17 protein-coding genes are annotated in these 19,025 nt (G+C 43.2%); 5 read left to right on the plus strand and 12 right to left on the minus strand.

Annotated elements, in window-relative coordinates:
- The first annotated feature begins 4 nt into the window (after positions 1–4).
- From ACNORC_RS03625 to ACNORC_RS03635, 3 genes are read left to right on the plus strand one after another with little or no spacing between them, the layout of a single operon-like run.
- Positions 5–1,504 carry an FAD-dependent oxidoreductase gene (locus ACNORC_RS03625; RefSeq protein ID WP_418334227.1) on the plus strand — a complete coding sequence of 500 codons (1,500 nt, stop codon included), beginning with the start codon at positions 5–7 and terminating at the stop codon, positions 1,502–1,504.
- Between the two features lie 57 nt (positions 1,505–1,561).
- Positions 1,562–2,047: an Xre family toxin-antitoxin system antitoxin gene (locus ACNORC_RS03630; RefSeq protein WP_418334228.1), complete on the plus strand. Its 486-nt coding sequence runs from the start codon at positions 1,562–1,564 to the stop codon at positions 2,045–2,047.
- Positions 2,047–2,505 carry an RES family NAD+ phosphorylase gene (locus tag ACNORC_RS03635; protein ID WP_418334229.1) on the plus strand — a complete coding sequence of 153 codons (459 nt, stop codon included), beginning with the start codon at positions 2,047–2,049 and terminating at the stop codon, positions 2,503–2,505. Before ACNORC_RS03630 ends, ACNORC_RS03635 begins: the two co-directional genes overlap by 1 nt.
- Here ACNORC_RS03635 and ACNORC_RS03640 read toward each other — a convergent pair.
- On the minus strand, positions 2,479–3,087 hold the full coding sequence (locus tag ACNORC_RS03640; protein WP_418334230.1) for a hypothetical protein: 609 nt from the start codon (positions 3,085–3,087) through the stop codon (positions 2,479–2,481). The two genes, ACNORC_RS03635 and ACNORC_RS03640, sit on opposite strands and share 27 nt — an antisense overlap.
- 131 nt (positions 3,088–3,218) lie before the next feature.
- Here ACNORC_RS03640 and ACNORC_RS03645 point away from each other — a divergent pair, with 131 nt between their 5' ends.
- Positions 3,219–4,172 carry an NAD-dependent epimerase/dehydratase family protein gene (locus ACNORC_RS03645; RefSeq protein WP_418334231.1) on the plus strand — a complete coding sequence of 318 codons (954 nt, stop codon included), beginning with the start codon at positions 3,219–3,221 and terminating at the stop codon, positions 4,170–4,172.
- A 65-nt stretch (positions 4,173–4,237) separates the two neighbouring features.
- Here the strand turns inward: ACNORC_RS03645 and ACNORC_RS03650 are convergent, their stop codons facing one another.
- The 10 genes from ACNORC_RS03650 to ACNORC_RS03695 all read right to left on the minus strand — a co-directional run bounded on the left by ACNORC_RS03650 (position 4,238) and on the right by ACNORC_RS03695 (position 17,317).
- Entirely contained in the window at positions 4,238–4,432 is a 195-nt protein-coding gene (locus ACNORC_RS03650; RefSeq protein WP_418334232.1) for a cold-shock protein, read from the minus strand.
- Between the two features lie 101 nt (positions 4,433–4,533).
- On the minus strand, positions 4,534–4,773 hold the full coding sequence (locus ACNORC_RS03655) for a hypothetical protein (protein WP_418334233.1): 240 nt from the start codon (positions 4,771–4,773) through the stop codon (positions 4,534–4,536).
- A 2-nt stretch (positions 4,774–4,775) separates the two neighbouring features.
- On the minus strand, positions 4,776–6,569 hold the full coding sequence (locus tag ACNORC_RS03660; protein ID WP_418334234.1) for a chloride channel protein: 1,794 nt from the start codon (positions 6,567–6,569) through the stop codon (positions 4,776–4,778).
- A 50-nt stretch (positions 6,570–6,619) separates the two neighbouring features.
- Positions 6,620–8,371, minus strand: coding sequence for an aspartate--tRNA ligase (gene aspS, locus ACNORC_RS03665; RefSeq protein ID WP_418334235.1), 1,752 nt, complete (start codon positions 8,369–8,371; stop codon positions 6,620–6,622).
- 154 nt (positions 8,372–8,525) lie between these two features.
- The gene (gene proB, locus ACNORC_RS03670) at positions 8,526–9,347 is read right to left on the minus strand and encodes a glutamate 5-kinase (protein WP_418334236.1); all 822 of its coding nucleotides are present in this window, start codon (positions 9,345–9,347) and stop codon (positions 8,526–8,528) included.
- Positions 9,331–10,527, minus strand: coding sequence for a glutamate-5-semialdehyde dehydrogenase (locus ACNORC_RS03675; RefSeq protein WP_418334237.1), 1,197 nt, complete (start codon positions 10,525–10,527; stop codon positions 9,331–9,333). The genes proB and ACNORC_RS03675 overlap by 17 nt, the downstream gene beginning before the upstream one ends.
- 110 nt (positions 10,528–10,637) lie before the next feature.
- Positions 10,638–14,102, minus strand: a complete 3,465-nt coding sequence (locus ACNORC_RS03680) for an efflux RND transporter permease subunit (protein WP_418334238.1) — start codon at positions 14,100–14,102, stop codon at positions 10,638–10,640.
- Between the two features lie 35 nt (positions 14,103–14,137).
- Positions 14,138–15,301: an efflux RND transporter periplasmic adaptor subunit gene (locus ACNORC_RS03685; protein ID WP_418334240.1), complete on the minus strand. Its 1,164-nt coding sequence runs from the start codon at positions 15,299–15,301 to the stop codon at positions 14,138–14,140.
- A gap of 47 nt (positions 15,302–15,348) precedes the next feature.
- The gene (locus tag ACNORC_RS03690) at positions 15,349–16,713 is read right to left on the minus strand and encodes a TolC family protein (protein WP_418334241.1); all 1,365 of its coding nucleotides are present in this window, start codon (positions 16,711–16,713) and stop codon (positions 15,349–15,351) included.
- A 1-nt stretch (position 16,714) separates the two neighbouring features.
- The gene (locus tag ACNORC_RS03695; RefSeq protein WP_418334242.1) at positions 16,715–17,317 is read right to left on the minus strand and encodes a TetR/AcrR family transcriptional regulator; all 603 of its coding nucleotides are present in this window, start codon (positions 17,315–17,317) and stop codon (positions 16,715–16,717) included.
- Between the two features lie 140 nt (positions 17,318–17,457).
- On the opposite strand from ACNORC_RS03695, the gene ACNORC_RS03700 reads away from it, so the two are divergent.
- Positions 17,458–18,432, plus strand: a complete 975-nt coding sequence (locus tag ACNORC_RS03700; protein WP_418334243.1) for a polyprenyl synthetase family protein — start codon at positions 17,458–17,460, stop codon at positions 18,430–18,432.
- Here the strand turns inward: ACNORC_RS03700 and ACNORC_RS03705 are convergent.
- Positions 18,429–18,953 carry an alpha-ketoglutarate decarboxylase gene (locus tag ACNORC_RS03705; protein ID WP_418334244.1) on the minus strand — a complete coding sequence of 175 codons (525 nt, stop codon included), beginning with the start codon at positions 18,951–18,953 and terminating at the stop codon, positions 18,429–18,431. The genes ACNORC_RS03700 and ACNORC_RS03705 overlap by 4 nt on opposite strands.
- Positions 18,954–19,025: the final 72 nt, after the last annotated feature.

Genomic DNA, 19,025 nt, shown 5'->3' on the forward strand with positions numbered 1-19,025 from the left:
AGCTATGACTACTTCTCTTTGGAAATCTATCTCTCCGCAAACCGGTTATCCTTATCTCACAGAAGAAATTGAGGTTGATGTGGCTATTGTTGGAGCCGGCATTACCGGAATCACCAGTGCGTATCTCTTATCCAGATCCGGGAAGAAGGTCGCTGTTCTTGAAAGTGGGGAAGTGGCAGGAGGTACTACCGGTGGCTCTACCGGGAACCTCTATAGCATGATTGACAAGCGGCTTCACCATATTCAGTCAAAATGGGATAAGGAAACAGCAGGGAAAGTTACCCGTTCCCGTACTGCAGCTGTTGATCTTGTTGAAAAGCTGGTGCAGAAACATGAAATAGATTGTCAATTTAAAAGAGTTCCCTGGTACCTTTTTAGTGAAACGAACGAAAAAGATCTGACCATTGAAAAGGAAATGCGGGCCGCTGCCGATTATGGGCTCGAAGCAAAAATGCTTTATGAGCTGCCTATACCCATTAAGGTGAGCCAGGCTTTAAAAGTGGAAAATCAGGCACAGTTCGATCCAGCTGCTTTTGTCAAAGGACTTGCTGCAAATTGTGACCCCAGGAACTGTCGCATTTTTGAGAACAGCCCGGTGCACGAGATCGAAAAAGGGGAAATTCACGTTCTTTCCACACCGCATGGAAAGGTGAGGGCCAAAAATGTCATTTTAGCCACCCATACTCCCAAGGGTATTTACGCGCTGCAAACGGCAATTTACCCCTACCGGGAATATGCGATTGCCGCGCGATTAAAATCGGGAGAGTTTCCTGAAGGTATCTTTTGGGATACGGAGGCTGAATTCCACCATTCCCTTCGCAGTTTTTCCAAAGATGCAGAACAATACCTGGTGGTAGTTGGTGGCCATCATAAAGTTGGGAAAGCAGAGGACAATCAGCATTTTTTTGACAACCTCGAACAGAGTGCCCGTAAATATTTTGACCTTGGTCCGGTCGATTTCAAATGGTCTGCCCAACATTACAAACCCGCAGACGGCTTGCCGTTCATTGGCGAAAGTCCGGATGAACGGATCTATCTTGCCACCGGTTTTTCAACTGACGGGTTGATCTACGGAGTACTTTCTGCAATGATCTTTGCTGACCTTCTCAATGGAAGGGAGAACGAGTGGGTCTCTACGTATGACTCCGGAAGATTTACTCCTGTTAAATCAGCCAAAGAATATCTGAAGGAGAATATTCAGGTGATGAAAGAATATCTGAAAGTTCTGCCTGGAACTTCAGATGCCGATGATTTTTCAGAAGTGGACGCGGGAGAAGGAAAAGTCGTGGACCATGACGGCCAAAAATTGGCTGTTTACCGGGATGAGGAAGGGGAGGTGCACTGCCTCTCGGCCTTTTGTTCTCATATGTACTGTGTGGTAGATTGGAATAATGCCGAAAAAACCTGGGATTGTCCCTGTCATGGAAGCAGGTTTAAGATCAATGGGGAAGTCATAGAAGGTCCGGCCCTGAAGCCTCTGGAACAAAAAGATTTTACTTCCTGAAAAAAAGCTCTTTGGGTTTTGGACATTTGTCGTATATTTATAGACAAACGTCTAGCTATGGATGCCAATCTCAAAATAGATAAAGCAGTTCGCACTTATCTCAAAAAAGTGGAACAGGATCAAAATCTGCATTTGGATGAGCGGGAGATCACGTATCGTGAATTTTTGTCCAACCGCATGCTCATTGTACATTCCATTCGAAAAGGGATTCCTTACCGGCTCTTCCGGCTTATTCAGGAAAAGACCCCTTTTAAAGAAGAGGAGTGGGCAGAATTTTTGAGTATTTCCACTAAGACCCTGCAGCGTTACAAAGCATCCAAAGAACACATTTTTAAACCCGCACATTCTGAAAAAATATTGGAATTGGCAGAGGTAACTTCATTGGGAAACACTGTATTTGGTCCTGAAAAATTCTATTTGTGGTTACAAACCCCAAATTTTAGTCTTGGAAATTTGAAACCCAAAGAGTTGCTGAAAGATTCCTACGGCAAGGAGCTGGTGGTAGAGGAGTTACATCATATTGACCAGGGAATCTTTGCTTAATGAAGGTATACCGGCTCTCCAGAAGAAAACACGCTGAAACACTCTCCGGAAAAGGTGCTGCCATAGTTGGCGGGCGCTGGAATTCCAAAGGAACAGAGATCATTTATACGGCTCAAAGCCGCGCCCTGGCTTTGGCTGAAGTGGCAGTGCACCTGAGTCTTGCAACATTGCCTACCGATTTTGTGATGGTGGAGATCGAAATTCCGGATGAACTGGAGATCGAAAAGATTGCTGCAGAAGACTTTCCGGCGCGGTGGAATGCTTTTCCTTATAACTTGCAGACCCAGCATTTTGGTGATGATTTTTCCAGTACTTCAAAAAAGGCCATTTTGAGGGTGCCTTCGGCAGTAGTTCCCGGAGACTTTAATTATCTCATCAATCCGCGGCATCAGGATTTTTCTAAAATTAGAATTCTGGGAACTGAACAATTTTTACTGGACAACCGACTTTTTAAATAACGGCCTTTGCCTTAGGGTATCCCGGGCTATGGAATCCCTTGTTCTTCTTTGCTGCTCTTTGGCTTCCTCAAACTCCTGGTCCAGTTCCAGTTCAAAATCGCCCGGACTTTTCAGAAAAAGTTCATTCAATTGAAGTTTGAAGTTGTCGAATTCCACGATGAGATCATTGGCAACTTCAAAGATCTCCTGTGCGTTCTTTCGTTTCTTCGCTGAAAGCTGGTGCAGCACCTTGGCCTTTGTGAGCAATACGTTTGCCCGTGCAATGACTGCAGGGGTCTGTAAAGTATCGGGCAATGTAGTTCTTAGATTTTCCATGATCTGCATAAGGCTGTTGGAAGTACCTACGATCTCCGATCCTGTTTTTTGCCGCAAAGAACCTATCTCGTCCTGGGCAGTGGCGTATGCCAGCCATTGGCTTACCTCCGTTTTGGCTTCGGGAAGAAGAGTTACGGTGCGGTTTGTAGTGACCTGCAATTGATCTGAAAAGTTTCCTTGCGGCTCGGCTGCAGTTTCGGCATCGGCATTTTCTTTTTTACAGCCTATCAGCAAAAGGACACTAAGTAAAAGCAGGATTTTTTTCATTTTTCAAAGATATGTTTTTGGGCTTTCTTCCGGATTTTTTCCGAAGGAATTTTAGTAAAACTGCCACCTGTTTAAATTTTCCATCTTTTCTGAATATGATATCTTTGCTTTAATCAAAAAACAGAACCAACATGACTCCAAAGATATTGATTATTGGTGCTTGCGGACAAATAGGTACAGAACTGACGCTGGCATTGAGGCAAAAAGTGGGCAATAACAATGTTATTGCCAGTGATATAAGGGAAGGGAATGAAGAATTAATGGCTTCAGGACCCTTCGAGATCGCCGATGCTACGAATTTTGAACAGATCCAGGACCTGGTTATGCACCATGAGATCGATGAGGTATATCTTATGGCAGCCATGCTGAGTGCTACTGCAGAAAAATTTCCCATGAAAGGCTGGGCCCTTAACATGAATTCCCTATTTCATGTGCTGAATCTTGCAAAGGATAAAAAGATATCGAAGGTCTTCTGGCCGTCAAGCATCGCAGTTTTTGGACCTACCACACCAAAACACGATACACCGCAAACAACGATCATGGAACCGACTACCGTCTACGGAATCAGTAAACAGGCCGGAGAACGCTGGTGTGAATATTATCACCGAAAATTCGGAGTAGATGTGCGCAGTATTCGTTATCCGGGGCTCATCAGTTATAAGACCTTACCGGGCGGAGGAACTACAGATTACGCGGTGGAGATCTACCACGAGGCACTCAAAAATGGCAAATACACATCCTTTTTAAGTAAAGAAACCGAACTGCCCATGATGTTCATGGATGATGCGATAAGGGCAACGATCTCCCTGATGGAAGCCCCTGCAGAAAATGTAAAGGTGCGTTCTTCTTATAACCTTTCTGCCCTGAACTTTACACCCGATACCCTGGCAGAAGCTATTAAAAAAGAAATTCCGGAATTTGAGATCAGTTATAACCCTGATTTCAGACAGGCAATCGCAGATTCGTGGCCGTCAAGTATTGATGATTCCCGCGCCCGTGAAGACTGGGGCTGGAAACATGAATTTGATCTTCAAAAAATGACTACCCGTATGCTTGACGGGATCAGAGAGGTACACCAGGTTTAAAACAGGCCATAAAAAAAGTCCTGCACACCATGCAGGACTTTTTAATTTCGAATAAGAACTTTATATTATCCTATAACACGCACTTGAGTTGCGGTTAAGCCTTTTCTTCCTTCTTCTTCAACGTATTCGACTTTGTCACCTTCATTAAGGGTTTCACCATTAAGACCGGTAACGTGAACGAAGATGTCTCTTCCTGTGTCGTCGTTGGTGATGAATCCGTAACCTTTAGACTCATTGAAAAATTTAACTGTACCTTCCATTGTAAAAAAAATAATAATTAATAAAGTACAAACATACTCTATTAATTGAAACAGTTGTTAATGAAAGTGTTATTTATTTCTAAAAATTTTTTTTCAACAAATCAGTCCTTTTGACTGTCTTTCATTTTTTTAAGGTTTTTATCTGAAAGAGTATAATCTTCTAATTTCTTTCCTTTCCATCGGTGGTAAAGGAATAGCGGAAGTAGAATAAAAGAGGTAGCCAGCACGGCCAGTCCAATGATTCGGTCACCTAAAATAACCTCGTTCTGCTCCCGGAAATAAAACCCGGCAGCAACTGCCAGAAGGATCAGAATTCCTAAAATTTTTAATAAAGTGTTCATATCTATACTGTTACTTCTATTAACTTTTTTCGATAGGCAGTGAGTAACTTTGACTTGGAAACAAAGCCTATATATTTATTTCCGCTTACCACCGGCAGGTTCCAGGCATCACTGTCCTGGAATTTTTTCATTATGTTGCGCACCCCATCCTTATCGCGATCAATGATCTCTGGCGCACTCTGCATCAGTTCATTGATCTTTACCTTGTCATACATATTCTTATCGAACATGATAGGGCGGATATCGTCCAGTAAAAGGATTCCCATAAAGTTATTATCATCATCTACTACCGGAAAAATGTTACGGGAGGATTTTACCACCCCCTTATGAACTATTTCTCCCAAAGTCATTCCAACTTTTAAAGGAATGAAATTTTTTTCTATCACCTGGTTGATATCCATTAAAGTGAGTACTGCGTGGTCTTTATTATGGGTTATCAGTTCCCCGCGCACCGCCAGTTCCATAGTGTACACAGAATGTGACAGGAAGCGGGTGGTGATCATAAATGAAATGGAGGAGGTGATCATCAATGGCACAAAAAGTTCGTATCCGTGAGTGAGTTCGGCGATGAGGAAGATCGCGGTAAGCGGCGCCTGCAGCACTCCCGCCATTAATCCGGCCATTCCTACAAGGGTAAAATTACTTACCGAGAGCGGGTTTTTAAGAATATTCAGATGGTTCAGGATAAGGGCAAAGGTATGTCCCATGGTGCTGCCCATAAAAAGTACTGGAGCAAAAATTCCGCCTACCCCGCCGGCATTAAAGGTCAGGGAAGTGGCAATGATCTTGAAGACCACAAGCCCTCCAAGCAGGGCAATAACCACCCAAAAGTTGTCAAAATATTGTTTTAGAGCAGTGTTGCCCATGGCATGCACATAATCTTCATGCAACAGGTTGTTGATCACATCATATCCTTCCCCGTAAAGTGGCGGAATAAAGTAGACCAATAGACCAAGGGCGGTTCCTCCAATGATAAGTTTTTTGAAGGGCCCATCGATTTTCTTGAAGAGATCGTTTATTTTGAAATAGGCGCGGGTGAAATAAATGGAGCACAGGGAGGCAATAATTCCCAGCAGCACATAAAAAGGCACATCGGCCATGACAAAATTGTCTTTCAGGTCAAACGGCAGAATAATATCTGATCCAAAAAAGAAGTAGGAGGTAAGTATCGCTGAAACCGATGCCAGCAGCAGTGGCAGCAGAGATGAAAGGGTTAGGTCCAGACTGAATACCTCAATTGCAAATACAATGGCTGCAATGGGAGCTTTGAAAATGGAGGACATGGCACCGGCAGCAGCACAACCTATTAATAAGGTCCTTGTTGCCTGATTCATATTGAATAACCTGGAAATGTTGGAACCTAAAGAGGCACCTGTTGCCACCGTAGGACCTTCCAATCCTACAGATCCACCAAAACCAACGGTAATAGGGGCGGTAAGGATAGATCCATACATCTGCATGGAGCGCATAATTCCTTTTTTCTTGGAAATGGCGTATAAGGTGGAAGGTATTCCATGACCTACCGGCCTCTTAAGAACATAGCGAATAATGAGCAACGTTAAGGTCAGTCCCACTATAGGAAAGGCAAAGTAGAAGGCATGGTGATAGTTGGCAATGAATTTTCCTTCCAGCAAATGCTGAATGAAATGGGTTGCGTTCTTAATTACCACAGCTCCCAACCCGGCAGTAAAACCAATAAGTGCACTCAACAGCATCACAAATTGCCGCTGAGACATATTCTTGGTTCTCCAGATGAGGAATCTTAAGAGTAACGGATTTCTTTTTTTAACCGGCATTACAATATATCCTAAGGATAAAAAAATCCTGCCTCAGCAGGATTTTAATTTTATTTTGTCGTTATGGTTAAATTTAGCTCTTTTAATTGATCTTCATCAATTCTGGCAGGCGCATCTATCATAACGTCCCGGCCGGCATTGTTCTTTGGGAATGCTATATAATCCCTAATGGTTTCCTGTCCGCCAAGTATTGCGACAAGTCGGTCAAAACCAAAAGCGATCCCACCGTGTGGGGGAGCTCCATATTGAAAAGCATCCATCAGGAATCCGAACTGGGCTTTCGCCTCTTCCGGAGTAAATCCAAGGTGATTGAACATCATGGCCTGGGTGGCTTTATCGTGTATCCTGATAGAACCTCCTCCAATCTCGTTACCATTAAGTACAAGGTCGTAAGCGTTTGCTCTTACTTTTCCCGGTTCTGTGTCCAGTAATTTAATGTCTTCAGGTTTTGGAGAAGTAAATGGATGGTGCATGGCGTGGTACCTTCCGGTTTCCTCATCCCATTCCAGGAGCGGGAAATCAACCACCCAAAGCGGAGCAAATTCATCAGCTTTTCTAAGACCAAGTTCGTTGGCCAGATGCATCCTTAAAGCACTCAATTGAGTTCTTGTTTTATGCTCGTCTCCAGCCATGACCAGGATAAGGTCTCCAGGTTTGGCTCCGGTCTCCCCAGCCCAGATCTTAAGATCTTCTTCAGAGTAGAACTTATCTACAGAAGATTTCATGCTACCATCTTCATTGTATTTTGCCCAAACCATTCCGTTGGCTCCAATCTGCGGTCTCTTCACCCATTCTATCAGCTTATCGATCTCTTTTCGGGTAAAGTTGGCAGCACCCGGAACGGCGATCCCAACGATCAATTCCTGTTGATCAAAGACATTGAAACCTTTATTTTTGGCCACTTCATTCAGTTCTCCGAATTCCATTCCGAAGCGAATGTCCGGCTTGTCATTCCCGTACTTCTTCATGGCTTCTGCATAGGTCATTCTCGGGAATTCGGTCACATCCACACCTTTTACAGCTTTAATAAGGTGTCTGGTGAAATCTTCAAAGGTGTTGAGGATATCTTCCTGCTCTACAAAGGCCATTTCACAGTCTATCTGGGTGAATTCCGGTTGCCTGTCGGCACGAAGATCTTCATCCCTGAAGCATTTTACGATCTGGAAATATTTATCAAGGCCACCAACCATTAGCAACTGCTTGAAAGTTTGTGGTGACTGCGGAAGAGCGTAGAACTGTCCTTCATTCATTCGGCTTGGTACCACAAAATCACGGGCTCCTTCGGGAGTCGATTTAATTAGTACTGGTGTTTCTACTTCAATAAAGCCTTTTTTGGATAGAAAATTTCTCACCTCCATAGCTACCTGGCTGCGGAAGATTAGTTTGTTCTTTACCGGATTTCTCCTGATGTCCAGGTAACGGTATTTCATTCGAAGGTCCTCTCCACCGTCGGTCTCATCTTCAATAGTGAAAGGCGGTACCTGTGCAGCGTTCAGGATCTTGAAATCCTTCACAAGGATCTCTATATCACCTGTAGGCATGTTTGGATTTTTAGACTCCCTTTCAATAACCTCTCCGGTTGCCTGGATCACGAATTCGCGACCTAATTGAGAAGCTTTTTCCATCACTTCTTTCGGCGTGCGTTCTTCATCAAAAATTAGCTGGGTAATTCCATAGCGGTCTCGAAGATCGACCCAGACCATGAATCCTTTGTCCCTGACTTTTTGTACCCATCCAGAAAGGGTAACTTCCTGATTCTTATCTTCTATTCGTAATTCACCACAGGTGTGACTTCTGTACATTTTTTCCAAATTTTTTCAGGAGGCAAAAATAAGAAGAACTGAGCGGAATAAGTTGAATTAGCCCCTAAAATAATTGTGCGGGAGGACTTATTAGGGTAAAAAAAATCCGGAGAGCGATCTCCGGATTCCTTCATTCTTCTTTTTTACAGCTTTTCTAGTGATGGATCTTAGTAAAATGTACCTCGTCATTAATGGCATTCAGGATGAAGTTATCATCCAGACCATTTACGATCCAGGTTTCTATCTTAGCCTTCTGGGTAATAGCGGCGGCAGAAACTTTTGACTGCATTCCACCGGTACCGTGTGCGGATTTAGTTTCAGACATCACCTCGCGCTCCAGTTCCTTCAGGTCATTTACTTTCCTGATAGTTTCGGGAGTTTCGGCACTAATTGAACCTTTTTTGTAAACACCATGAGTGTTAGTGGCAATGATAAACAGGTCCACATCCAGCAAGGCTGCTGTTTGTGCGGCCAGGTTATCATTGTCGCCAAACTGAATAGCATCGGTTGAAGAGGTGTCATTCTCATTAACAATTGGTATATAATCGTTCTCCACCAATACGTTCACAGTGTTGATAATATTCTGGCGTGAATCTTCCCTTCCGAAGTCATTAGGGGAAAGCAGGCACTGAGAAGTCAATAGACCAAGTTCCCTAAAACTTTCCTGGAAGATCCTCATCAAGTGAGGCTGTCCAATGGAGGCAAGAGCCTGTTTCACATCAATATTTTCACCGCTCTTTTCGAGGTTCACAAATTGTTTTGCCACGGCAACCGCTCCCGAGCTAATGAGCACAAATTCGTACTCGTCTTTCAACGCCGCGATCTGCCGTGCGATGTCTTCGATCTTACCCCGGGAGATCTGGTCGGTTTCCCTGGTAAGGGTATTGGAACCTAACTTAAGTAAAATTCTCTTTTTCTTCTTGGGCGTTTCCATTTCTATATCGTTCTGTTGCAAGATCTTATCTAATTTGTCCATTTCCGTGTATATACCATTTGTTGGTTACTAAATGCTGCAGGCCAATTGGGCCTCTTTGGTGCAGTTTATCTGTACTGATGGCGAGCTCACCTCCCAATCCCAGTTGTCCTCCATCGGTAAACCGGGTAGAGGCATTGTGATAAACGGCTGCATTATCCACGTTTTCCATGAACTGCCGGGCCGCTTTATCATCTTTTGAGATAATAGAGGCAGAATGCCCACCGGAATATTTATTGATTTTGGCAATGGCTTCAGAAACTGAACCCACTTCGCCAATAAGTGCTTTGTAGTCTAAAAATTCTTCATACCACTCATCTTCACTTTCCAGAGATCTCACTCCGTCGCGGTCTTCAAGGCTTCCTTCGCCAATGATCTCCACATCATGTTCAGAAAGGGTATTCAAAAGCTCCTTTATAAATGCTTCCTTATTCGGAAGCCCGGAGTCGATCAACACTTTATCTACTGCATTACAGGCTGAGATCTTCCCGGTCTTACCGTTCAGGATCACATCAAGGGCTATATCAGTATCTGCCTTGTCATGAACATAGACGAAGTTATTTCCGCGGCCGCTCACTATCACCTGTGCAGATGAATTTTCTTTTACAAATTTTATCAATCGTTCTCCGCCGCGAGGTACAATAAGATCTACCCGCTGCGTTGGATTGGCAAGGAACTCCTGAGTCTGTTTGCGGTCAAACTGAAGATATTCCACCCAGTTTGGAGAGACATTGTTCTCTTCCAAAGCTTTGTGCCATAATTCTACGATCTTGAGGTTGGAATTAAGGGATTCTTTTCCACCTTTTAAAAGGATCTTGTTTCCTGATTTAAAGGCGATCCCGGCAGCTTCAACAGTAACATCGGGACGGGATTCATAGATGATCATCACCGTTCCAAAGGAAGCAGTCTTATTATAGACCTGCATTCCGTTCTCATGTTTAAAGCTGAAGCGTTCGACTCCCACAGGGTCATCCTGGGAAGCTAAATGTTTTAGAGAATGGACCATTCCTTCTATTTTGGAATCATCCACTTTTAGCCTGTCTTCCATGGCTAAATCTTCACCTGAATAATTTTCCAGGTCAACTTTGTTTGCTTTTAAAATACTGTCTTTTTCTTTTTCTACAAGATTGGCCATCGAAAGTAGTACGGCATTGCGTTCTTCAATGGTTAACAACGTATTCATTCTTTAGTTTTTAATTAATATTAATTGAACTTCGCCCACAAGGGTTCAAACACTTTGCCAGACTCCCGTTAAAAAAGAAAACCTCCGGTTTTTATGCCGGAGGTTCTGTTTTATTGAGTTTGAACTTCAAGTTTTGCTTTTTTTCGGGTGTGTAACCGTACCCTCGCCCGGTTGACCAGATACAGCATAACCGGCACTACTACTAAGGTAAGGAAGGTCGCGAAGATTAGTCCGAAGATAACGGTCCACGCCAGCGGCCCCCAGAAGATCACGTTGTCTCCCCCAATATAAATTTGAGGATCATAATCTGTAAAGAGTGTAAAAAAGTCAATATTAAATCCAACGGCTAGCGGAATTAGCCCCAATACTGTCGTAATGGCAGTAAGCAAAACAGGTCGCAGCCTTGATTTTCCGCCTTCTACGATCATTTGGAAATATTGTCGCTTTGTCAGTGCCTCATTTTCCGCAAGCCCCAGATCACGTTTCTTCCGATCGATTAGGATTTGGGTATAATCCACCAGTACTATGGCGTTGTTCACCACAATACCCGCGAGAGAAATAATACCCATCATGGTCATAATAATAATGAAATCCATTTGGAAGATCACCATTCCGAGGAACACCCCGGCCAAACTCAGGAATACAGCCATAAGAATAATGAGGGGCTTGGGAACAGAGTTGAACTGTGCCACCAGGATAAGCAGAATACCTCCCAAACCAATAAGTAAGGCCTTCAGCAAAAAGGCCATATTCTCTTCCTGTTCTTCCTGTTCTCCCGTGAACTGAAGAGTCATGTTTTCCGGAAGTTTGTAATTCTGAAGTTCATTCTGCAGTTGTTCTACAATCGCATTTCCATTATATCCTTCCAATACATTGGAGTATACAGTAATAACCCTTTTCAGGTCCTTTCGCTTAATTGAGCTAAAGGCTGAGGTAAGATTTTTTTCAGTAACTGAAGAAATAGGTACCTGGATCAGTGCTCCGTTATTCTGATTCTTGAAGGTTATAGGCTGATTGAAAAGTGCATTTTCATCGTACCTCAAGTCTTCATTGAATCTAATGTTGATGTCGTAATCTTCATCTCCTTCTTTATATGTAGAGATTTCCTCACCGTAGATTGCCCTTCTCAAAGTCTGCCCCACTGCGGCGGAGGATACTCCAAGCTGACCTGCCTTTATACGGTCAACTGTGACATTCAATTCAGGTTTTGATTTGTTAACATCAATATTGAGTTCTTCAATACCGGGAATGTTCAGATCATTAATGTAATCCCGGAGCTCTTCGGCCTCAGTAAGCATTTCTTCATAATCGTTCCCTTTCAATTCAATATTGATTGGATATCCTGTAGGTGGTCCTGCAGCATCTTTTTCTACAATGATTGTGGCACCGGGAAAACCCTGAACGGCATCCCTTACCTCAGATAGGACATGGCTGCTTCGTACTCCCCGGCGCTCCTTGAATTCACGCATGGAAAGGGTGACTTTAGCTTTATGAGGCATCTCATTTTGTTGACCTCCGTCTGTCATTGGATTACCGGCACCTTGTCCCACCTGGGAAATAGCCGATTCTACCATATAGTTATAGCCGTCTTCATCTTCGTATTTCTTGATCACCTCAAAAATACGTTGCTCCACCTCTTTAGTTAATTCATTCGTCTTTCTTATATCGGTTCCCTCAGGATACTCAATATAGGTAATGATCTGGTTGGGTTGATTTTCCGGAAAGAAAAGTACCTTCGGCTGAACTAAGCCTACCAGAACGAACGAAAGTATGAGTAACAGGACAGTTCCGAAGAAAACAAAGTATGAGTTTCTCCCGTGGAGGGCTACTTTTAAAGTTCTTTCATATTTTGCTTCAAGCTTTTTAAGGGCCTTAAACTGAAAGTAATTTACCCAGTTGACCAGGAAATATTTATAGATCCAGCCAAGAATGGCAGCCAGGATCAGAAGGTTCCCGATACCCCGAAGGGCTCCCATGTTCACAATATAACCACCGGCGACCATCAGAATTCCCACTCCTCCTAATATGGAACTGAAACGAATCAGCCTTTTCTTGCTTATTTCCTTTTCATCTGTCTTCATGAATTGGGAGGTAAGCATTGAATTGATTATCAGTGCTACAAATAAAGAGGAGCCCAGTACTACCGAAAGAGTTATAGGGAAATAGATCATGAATTTACCAATCGTTCCGGGCCAAAGTCCGAGGGGGAAGAAAGCGGCCAGGGTAGTGGCAGTAGAGGCTATAATTGGCCAGGCGATCTCTCCAACCCCCTGTTTGGCAGCCTGAATTCTCGGTACGCCCTGGTCCATGAGACTATAGACATTTTCAACGACCACAATTCCATTATCAACGAGCATCCCAAGCCCCATTACCAAAGCAAAAAGCACCATGGTATTTAAGGTGAAACCCATACTGGAGAGAATAATGAATGACAGGAACATGGACATTGGAATAGCAAACCCAACAAAAAGGGCATTTCTAAACCCAAGAAAGAACATGAGCACCAGAACAACCAGGATCACCCCAAAGATTATATTATTAACGAGGTCATCCACCATATTACGGGTAATGGTAGACTGGTCATTAGAGTAGGAGATATGAAGATCATTGGGAAGGTAAGTTTCCTTTTCCTTTTCAATAATGGTCTTAATATCCTCAATAGCCTGGATCATGTTTTTGCCGCTCCTCTTTTTCACGTCAAGCATGACAACCGGTTTTCCATACTCCCGGGCAAAAGTGGTAGGTTCTTTTTCCTGAAATTTTATTTCTGCGATGTCACGTAGAAAAACATTACCATCTTCTCGTTTCACAATAATATTTTCCAGTTCCTTGGGGTCAGTTATTTCTCCGAGGATTCGGATATTTTTTTGTACTCCCCCTGTAATGACGTTTCCTCCGGAGATGGTCTGGTTTTCCATGCTCACGGCACTAATAATGTCATTAAAACTGACTTGTGACGAAGTCATTTTATAAACGTCCACAGCGATCTCTACCTCTTTTTCTTCAGCACCCCTAATAGAAGCTTCCTTTATCTGTGGCAGTAATTCAATCCTGTCCTGAAGATATTCCGCATACTCCTTCAGCTTTTGCACCGGAAAATCACCGGTAAGGTTAATATTGAGAATAGGCATCTCTTCGGAAAGGTTCAGGTCAAAAACATTCGGTTCCACTTTGGCACCATTGTCCATGGTTGGCCAGGTGGTTGCTGCTTTTTGCTGATCTACCTTATCTTTTACCTTTTGCTTCGCGGCATCAACAGAAATATCCTCGTCAAACTCCACAATGATCAGGGAATAGTCCTGCAGGGTAGTAGAGGTAATATCGTTTACCCCACCAATATTATTGAACTCCTCTTCCAGGGGTTCGGTAATGAACTTCTCAACATCTTCGGCCGAGTTACCGGGATTCACCGAACTCACATAAATTTTGGTTTCCACTATCTCGGGGAAGGATTCCCGCGGCATGGAATAATAGGACATCAAACCGCCTATCATGATAATGGCAATAATGACATAAACTGTCATCCGGTTATCTATGGCCCAGGAAGAAAGTTTAAAATTTTTATCTAGTTTCATGCTCGTACTGTCTTTAAATTTTCTGGCAGAAGGGTTTAATCTCTTAATACTTTTACCTTTTCTCCTTCACGAATATTTTTTGCCCCTTCAGTAATAAGGATCTCTCCTTTTGAGAGACCTTCGAGGATCTCCACATAATCATTATAGGAAAGGCCGGTTTTAAGAATCCTCTTTTCTGCTATCCCGGTGCTGTCAGTCTCCTTATTGATCACAAAGGCTACGCTTTCCCCGGCCGAGTTCTTTTGAATTACCCCTTCCGGAATTGCAATGGCATCTTTTGCTGAGTAGTCATTCAACTTGACCGTAGCAATAAGATTAGGTTTAACCTGCTCTTGAGAATCTGGTACTGCGATCTTGATCTCAAAAGTTCGGTTGTTGGGATTAATGAAATTCCCCACTTGCTTAATGGTGCTTTCGAATTCTATACCCGTGGCCCCAATCTCAACCATAACTTCGGTCCCTTTTTTGATCTTTCCGAGGTAAGATTCCGGGACGGCAGTGGTTATATACATATCTGAAAGGTTGATGAGTCGAAAAAGCCTGCTCTGCCCGGGAGCCACTACTTCTCCTTCGTCTGAGAAGATCTCATCAATGACGCCGGCAAAAGGTGCGCGTACTACGGTCTTTGAAAGTTGAGATTTCAACTGATCAACCGAGTTCTGTACGGCTTCGTAATTGGTCCTGGCTTCCAGGTATTGTATCTCAGAACCTATATTTTGTTTCCACAGACGTTCCTGTCTCTCAAAGGTGGTTTTGGCAAGGGTTGCCTGTGTTTCTAGTTGTGCCAAACGACTGGCAAGACCCCCGTCATCTATCTTTGCAAGCATCTCACCTTTTTTCACCCGTTGACCTTCTTTTACCAGGACATTGAGCAATACCCCGGAATACTCAGGATAAATGGTAATATTTTGATCAGTCTCTACATCTCCCGGTAATTCCACATAGTGTTTGAAAAGAGTATCTTCAAGTATTCTTGTCTCCACCAACGCAAACTGTTTCTTAACGTCCAGTCTTTTAATGGCAGCATCAAGGTCAGCAAGTTGTGCATTCAACTTACTTTGCTCGGCACTGAGCTCCGCCTTTTTCTCTCTGATCTCAGAAAGGTCTCCTCCTTCAATTATTTCTTCTACCGACTTTCCTGAATCTCCACAGGAATAAAGGGCAAAAAGACTGAATATTATTAAGCTAATTTTCTTCATTTCTTAAACTGTTAGTTTGTAACTGCTTTTCTGCTAATGGTTCTGCGTTAATTTTCTTCTGAATAAGTATCTGTACTCAGGACGGTCTCAAGGGCGACTTTGGCGTTGATAACCTCCAACATTGCCTGCAACACATTTTGTTGTGCGGTATAAAGCTGGCGCTGCGCCTCGCTTAGTTCAAAACTGCTGGCCAGCCCTTCAAAGAACTTAATCTGGTTCTTGTTCTCAATGCGTTCGGCCAGGGCTAAACTTTCCTGCTGTGCCTCCAGATTCTCAAGGCTGAATTTATATTCAGCTTTGGCCGACTCTATTTCCAGTTTTACCTGATTTTTTATTTGTTCCAGTTCTGTAAGTGCCTGCTCGTATTCAAATTCCTTTTGATTGGTGCGGGCATTTCTCATTCCGCTGCTAAAAATGGGGATGTTGAGGTTGATCCCCAAAATTGACTGGGAGTAATATTTTTGGTCACCATTGAAAAAGGTGAATTTATCAGAGTTTCCTGTGGCACCATAATTCAGGAATCCTGTAATACTTGGTAAGGCTTTCGCTTTTTCCAGACGTATAAAAATAGCAGCCGCTTCAGCTGAATTTTGTGCAATGCGGACATCTATATTTTCCTCTACCGGAATAGATTCCTCCAGCAACTGCAGGTCATAGAACTGCATTGCAAGATCATCCAGGTCTTCAGTAAGGGTAACCTCGCGGTCAACAGGAATTCCCAAAGCCATATTGAGCACTTGATAGGAAATATCCAGCATGCGCTGACTGCGGTTCAGGTTGTTTTCGAGAGTAAGGCGAGTGATCTTCAGTTGTTCCACATCTTCCTCTTCTGCAAGGCCGTTCTCATAGATCTGCTGGGTATCGTTCAGGTTCTTCACCACGTTCTCCAGATTGCTGTTGAGTATATCTACAGTCTCTTTTGCCAGCAGCACATTTCCGTAGGCATTGATCACCGCTTTGCGTACTTCGAGATCGGTCTTTACTTTGGCATTTTTGGAGATCTGTAACAGCGTACGTGCAGATTGCACTCCTACTATATAGGAGCCGTCAAAAATGAGCTGAGACCAGGTAGCCGTTCCGCTCAAATTCTGTTTGGTTCCGAATCTCACCGGTTCAAAAGTACCGGCTTCCCCACCTGTAAAAGACGCCGGGATAAGGGTAACGGGTTGTTTTAAAAAGTTACGGTAGTCCACATTCGCGTTCACCTGCGGTAAACCCTGCGAAATGATCTCCCATTTTTGAGAAAGGGCCTTTTCAACCTCTTTTTCAGAATTTATAGAGTTATAATTGTTCTCCAGACCTAAGGCAATAGCTTCTTCAAGGCTAAGCTGCAGTGCCGGTGAAGGCTCAGTTGTCTGCGCCTGCATGCTGATACAGCTTAAAATAAAAAAGAGAATATTGAGTTTTTTCATCTTAACTATTCTGTTTTAAGAGTTGGTTTAAAATGGTAAGCCCTTTTGGGGTTACTATCGCCCGAAGGTGATATTCAAGGTGTTTTTCAATAAGTTCTGCGGTGGTATAATGAGACTCCGGAAAGAGATCGCGGTCCTTTATCCCCAGCATTCCTAAAAAGTATATTCGGCTGGTAAAATCAATAGGAAGGTTTGGGTGGTATATCCCTTGCGCAATCCCCCGCTGGAGGTTGGTCTTGATCTGGTTCTCCATCAGGTTTTGCTGTTTTGATTTAATGGTAGCAAAGACTTTTGGATAGTACTTCTGTAACTGGTGCTGTGGCGAAGACCTTTCATCCCTAAGATGCTGGCATGCAAAATTCTTGATCGCGTACATCTCCTCGATAGGATTCTTCTTATCCTCCCGGATTTTTTCAATACCTCCTGAAATATTTTCAAAAACATGTAAAGCCGTAGCTTCAATAAGTTTGGTCTTGGTAGAAAAATGGGCGTAAATGGTCTTTTTTGAAATACCCATCTCTGCTGCGATCTCATCCATGGTGACGCTTTTGACACCCAGGTTGAGGAACATTTCGGCAGATTTAGCTAAAATCTTTTCTTTCACGATTTCAATTTTGAAGGCTGCAAAGGTAAGAAAGGAAACTCTAAAAACAATTAAAGTTTCCGAAGTTTTCCATTGGAAATTTATTGGATACTATAAGCTCGTTTTATCCTGCTTTGGTATTTTAGCCGAAAATCTCTTCTATGCAGTCCATTGAACAGTACAGGCAGGAATTCGAAGCCTATCTTTCTGAAAAAATAAGAACTAAAGATCCCGCCAATTTATATGACCCTATGGTGTATATCATGGGCCTTGGTGGCAAAAGAGTTCGCCCGGTGCTGGTTCTTATGGCTGCGGAGATCTTCGGGACCGATTCTAAAAAAGCTTTGGATGCTGCTCTTGCGGTCGAGGTCTTTCACAACTTTTCACTGGTTCATGACGATATTATGGATGATGCTCCACTCAGAAGAGGCAAGAAGACGGTGCACGAACTGTGGGATGTGAACACCGGGATCCTTTCCGGCGACGTAATGCTTATTTATGCTTACCAGTTATTCGAGAATTACACGGGAGAGACTTTTAGAAAGCTGGCTGAACTATTTTCGAAAACCGCCATTGAAGTTTGTGAAGGACAGCAGTATGATATTGACTTTGAGACCCGCGAGGACGTTACGATCGCTGAGTATCTAAAAATGATAGAATACAAGACCGCTGTTCTTGTTGGCGCTGCATTGAAAATGGGTGCCATAGTCGCGGGAGCTTCTGAAGAGAACAGGAACAGTATCTACGAATTCGGGCGTCTTTTGGGTATAGCTTTTCAGTTGCAGGACGATTACCTGGATGCTTTCGGAGATCCGAAGAGCTTCGGAAAGAGAGTAGGAGGCGACATAATCGAGAATAAAAAGACCTTCCTTTACCTCACTTCCCTAAAATCTGCAGCTGCAAATGAGGCCGTACAACTGGAACATCTTTATTCCATTAATCCGCCTGATGCCACTGCAAAAGTGGAAACGGTAAAAAGCCTTTTTGAGAGTAGTGGTGCTGCCGATCTTACAAAGGATGAGATCAGGAAATATACCGAAGAAGCCTTTGCGGTTCTCGACAGAATGGAGATCGAACCTGAGAAAAAGGAGCTGTTGCGAAAATTCGGAGAAAACCTGATGAACCGCGAGGTCTAGAAAAAGATTGTTACAAAGGGCATTAAAGCATTCGGATAAATACTTTTTTCGTCATCATAGATCACATCATATCGTAATCCAACCGTGACCGGTCCCGTGGTGTAACCTGCTCCCAAAAAAAGTGCGGGATATGAATAACTGTCCTTTCTGTTAGCTCCTTCCAGTTCCCATTTTTGAGAAACATAGTTCTGTTCAAATTCCGATGAAAGTTGAATTACTGGAATTGGCCTGAACAATCCTATTAAACTTCCGCCGGTAGTAAAGGCTGTATAGTTGGAGCCATTTGTGTAGGTTCCTGCAATACCAATCCCTGCAGAGGCGTAGCGGTTAAAATCATAGATCCCTTTAGGTGCCAGCGCCGCGCCGAAGTTGCCGTTGGAAAAACTGACGCCAAGACTACCTCCAAATCTCACATGATCAAAAAAAGAAGACTCAGGGTTAGTTGCGTTCTGTCCAAAAAACTGAAAATGAATGGCTAAGAATAGAAAGCTAAAAAAGAAAACCTTCTTTTTATTGAACATAATAGGTTTTTTATTGTTAAAACTTTTTTAAGTATACGGTAAATATATGAATTGGACACATGCATCTTTTTT

It is taken from the genome of Salinimicrobium soli, from assembly GCF_048323655.1.
Lineage (GTDB): Bacteria > Bacteroidota > Bacteroidia > Flavobacteriales > Flavobacteriaceae > Salinimicrobium > Salinimicrobium soli.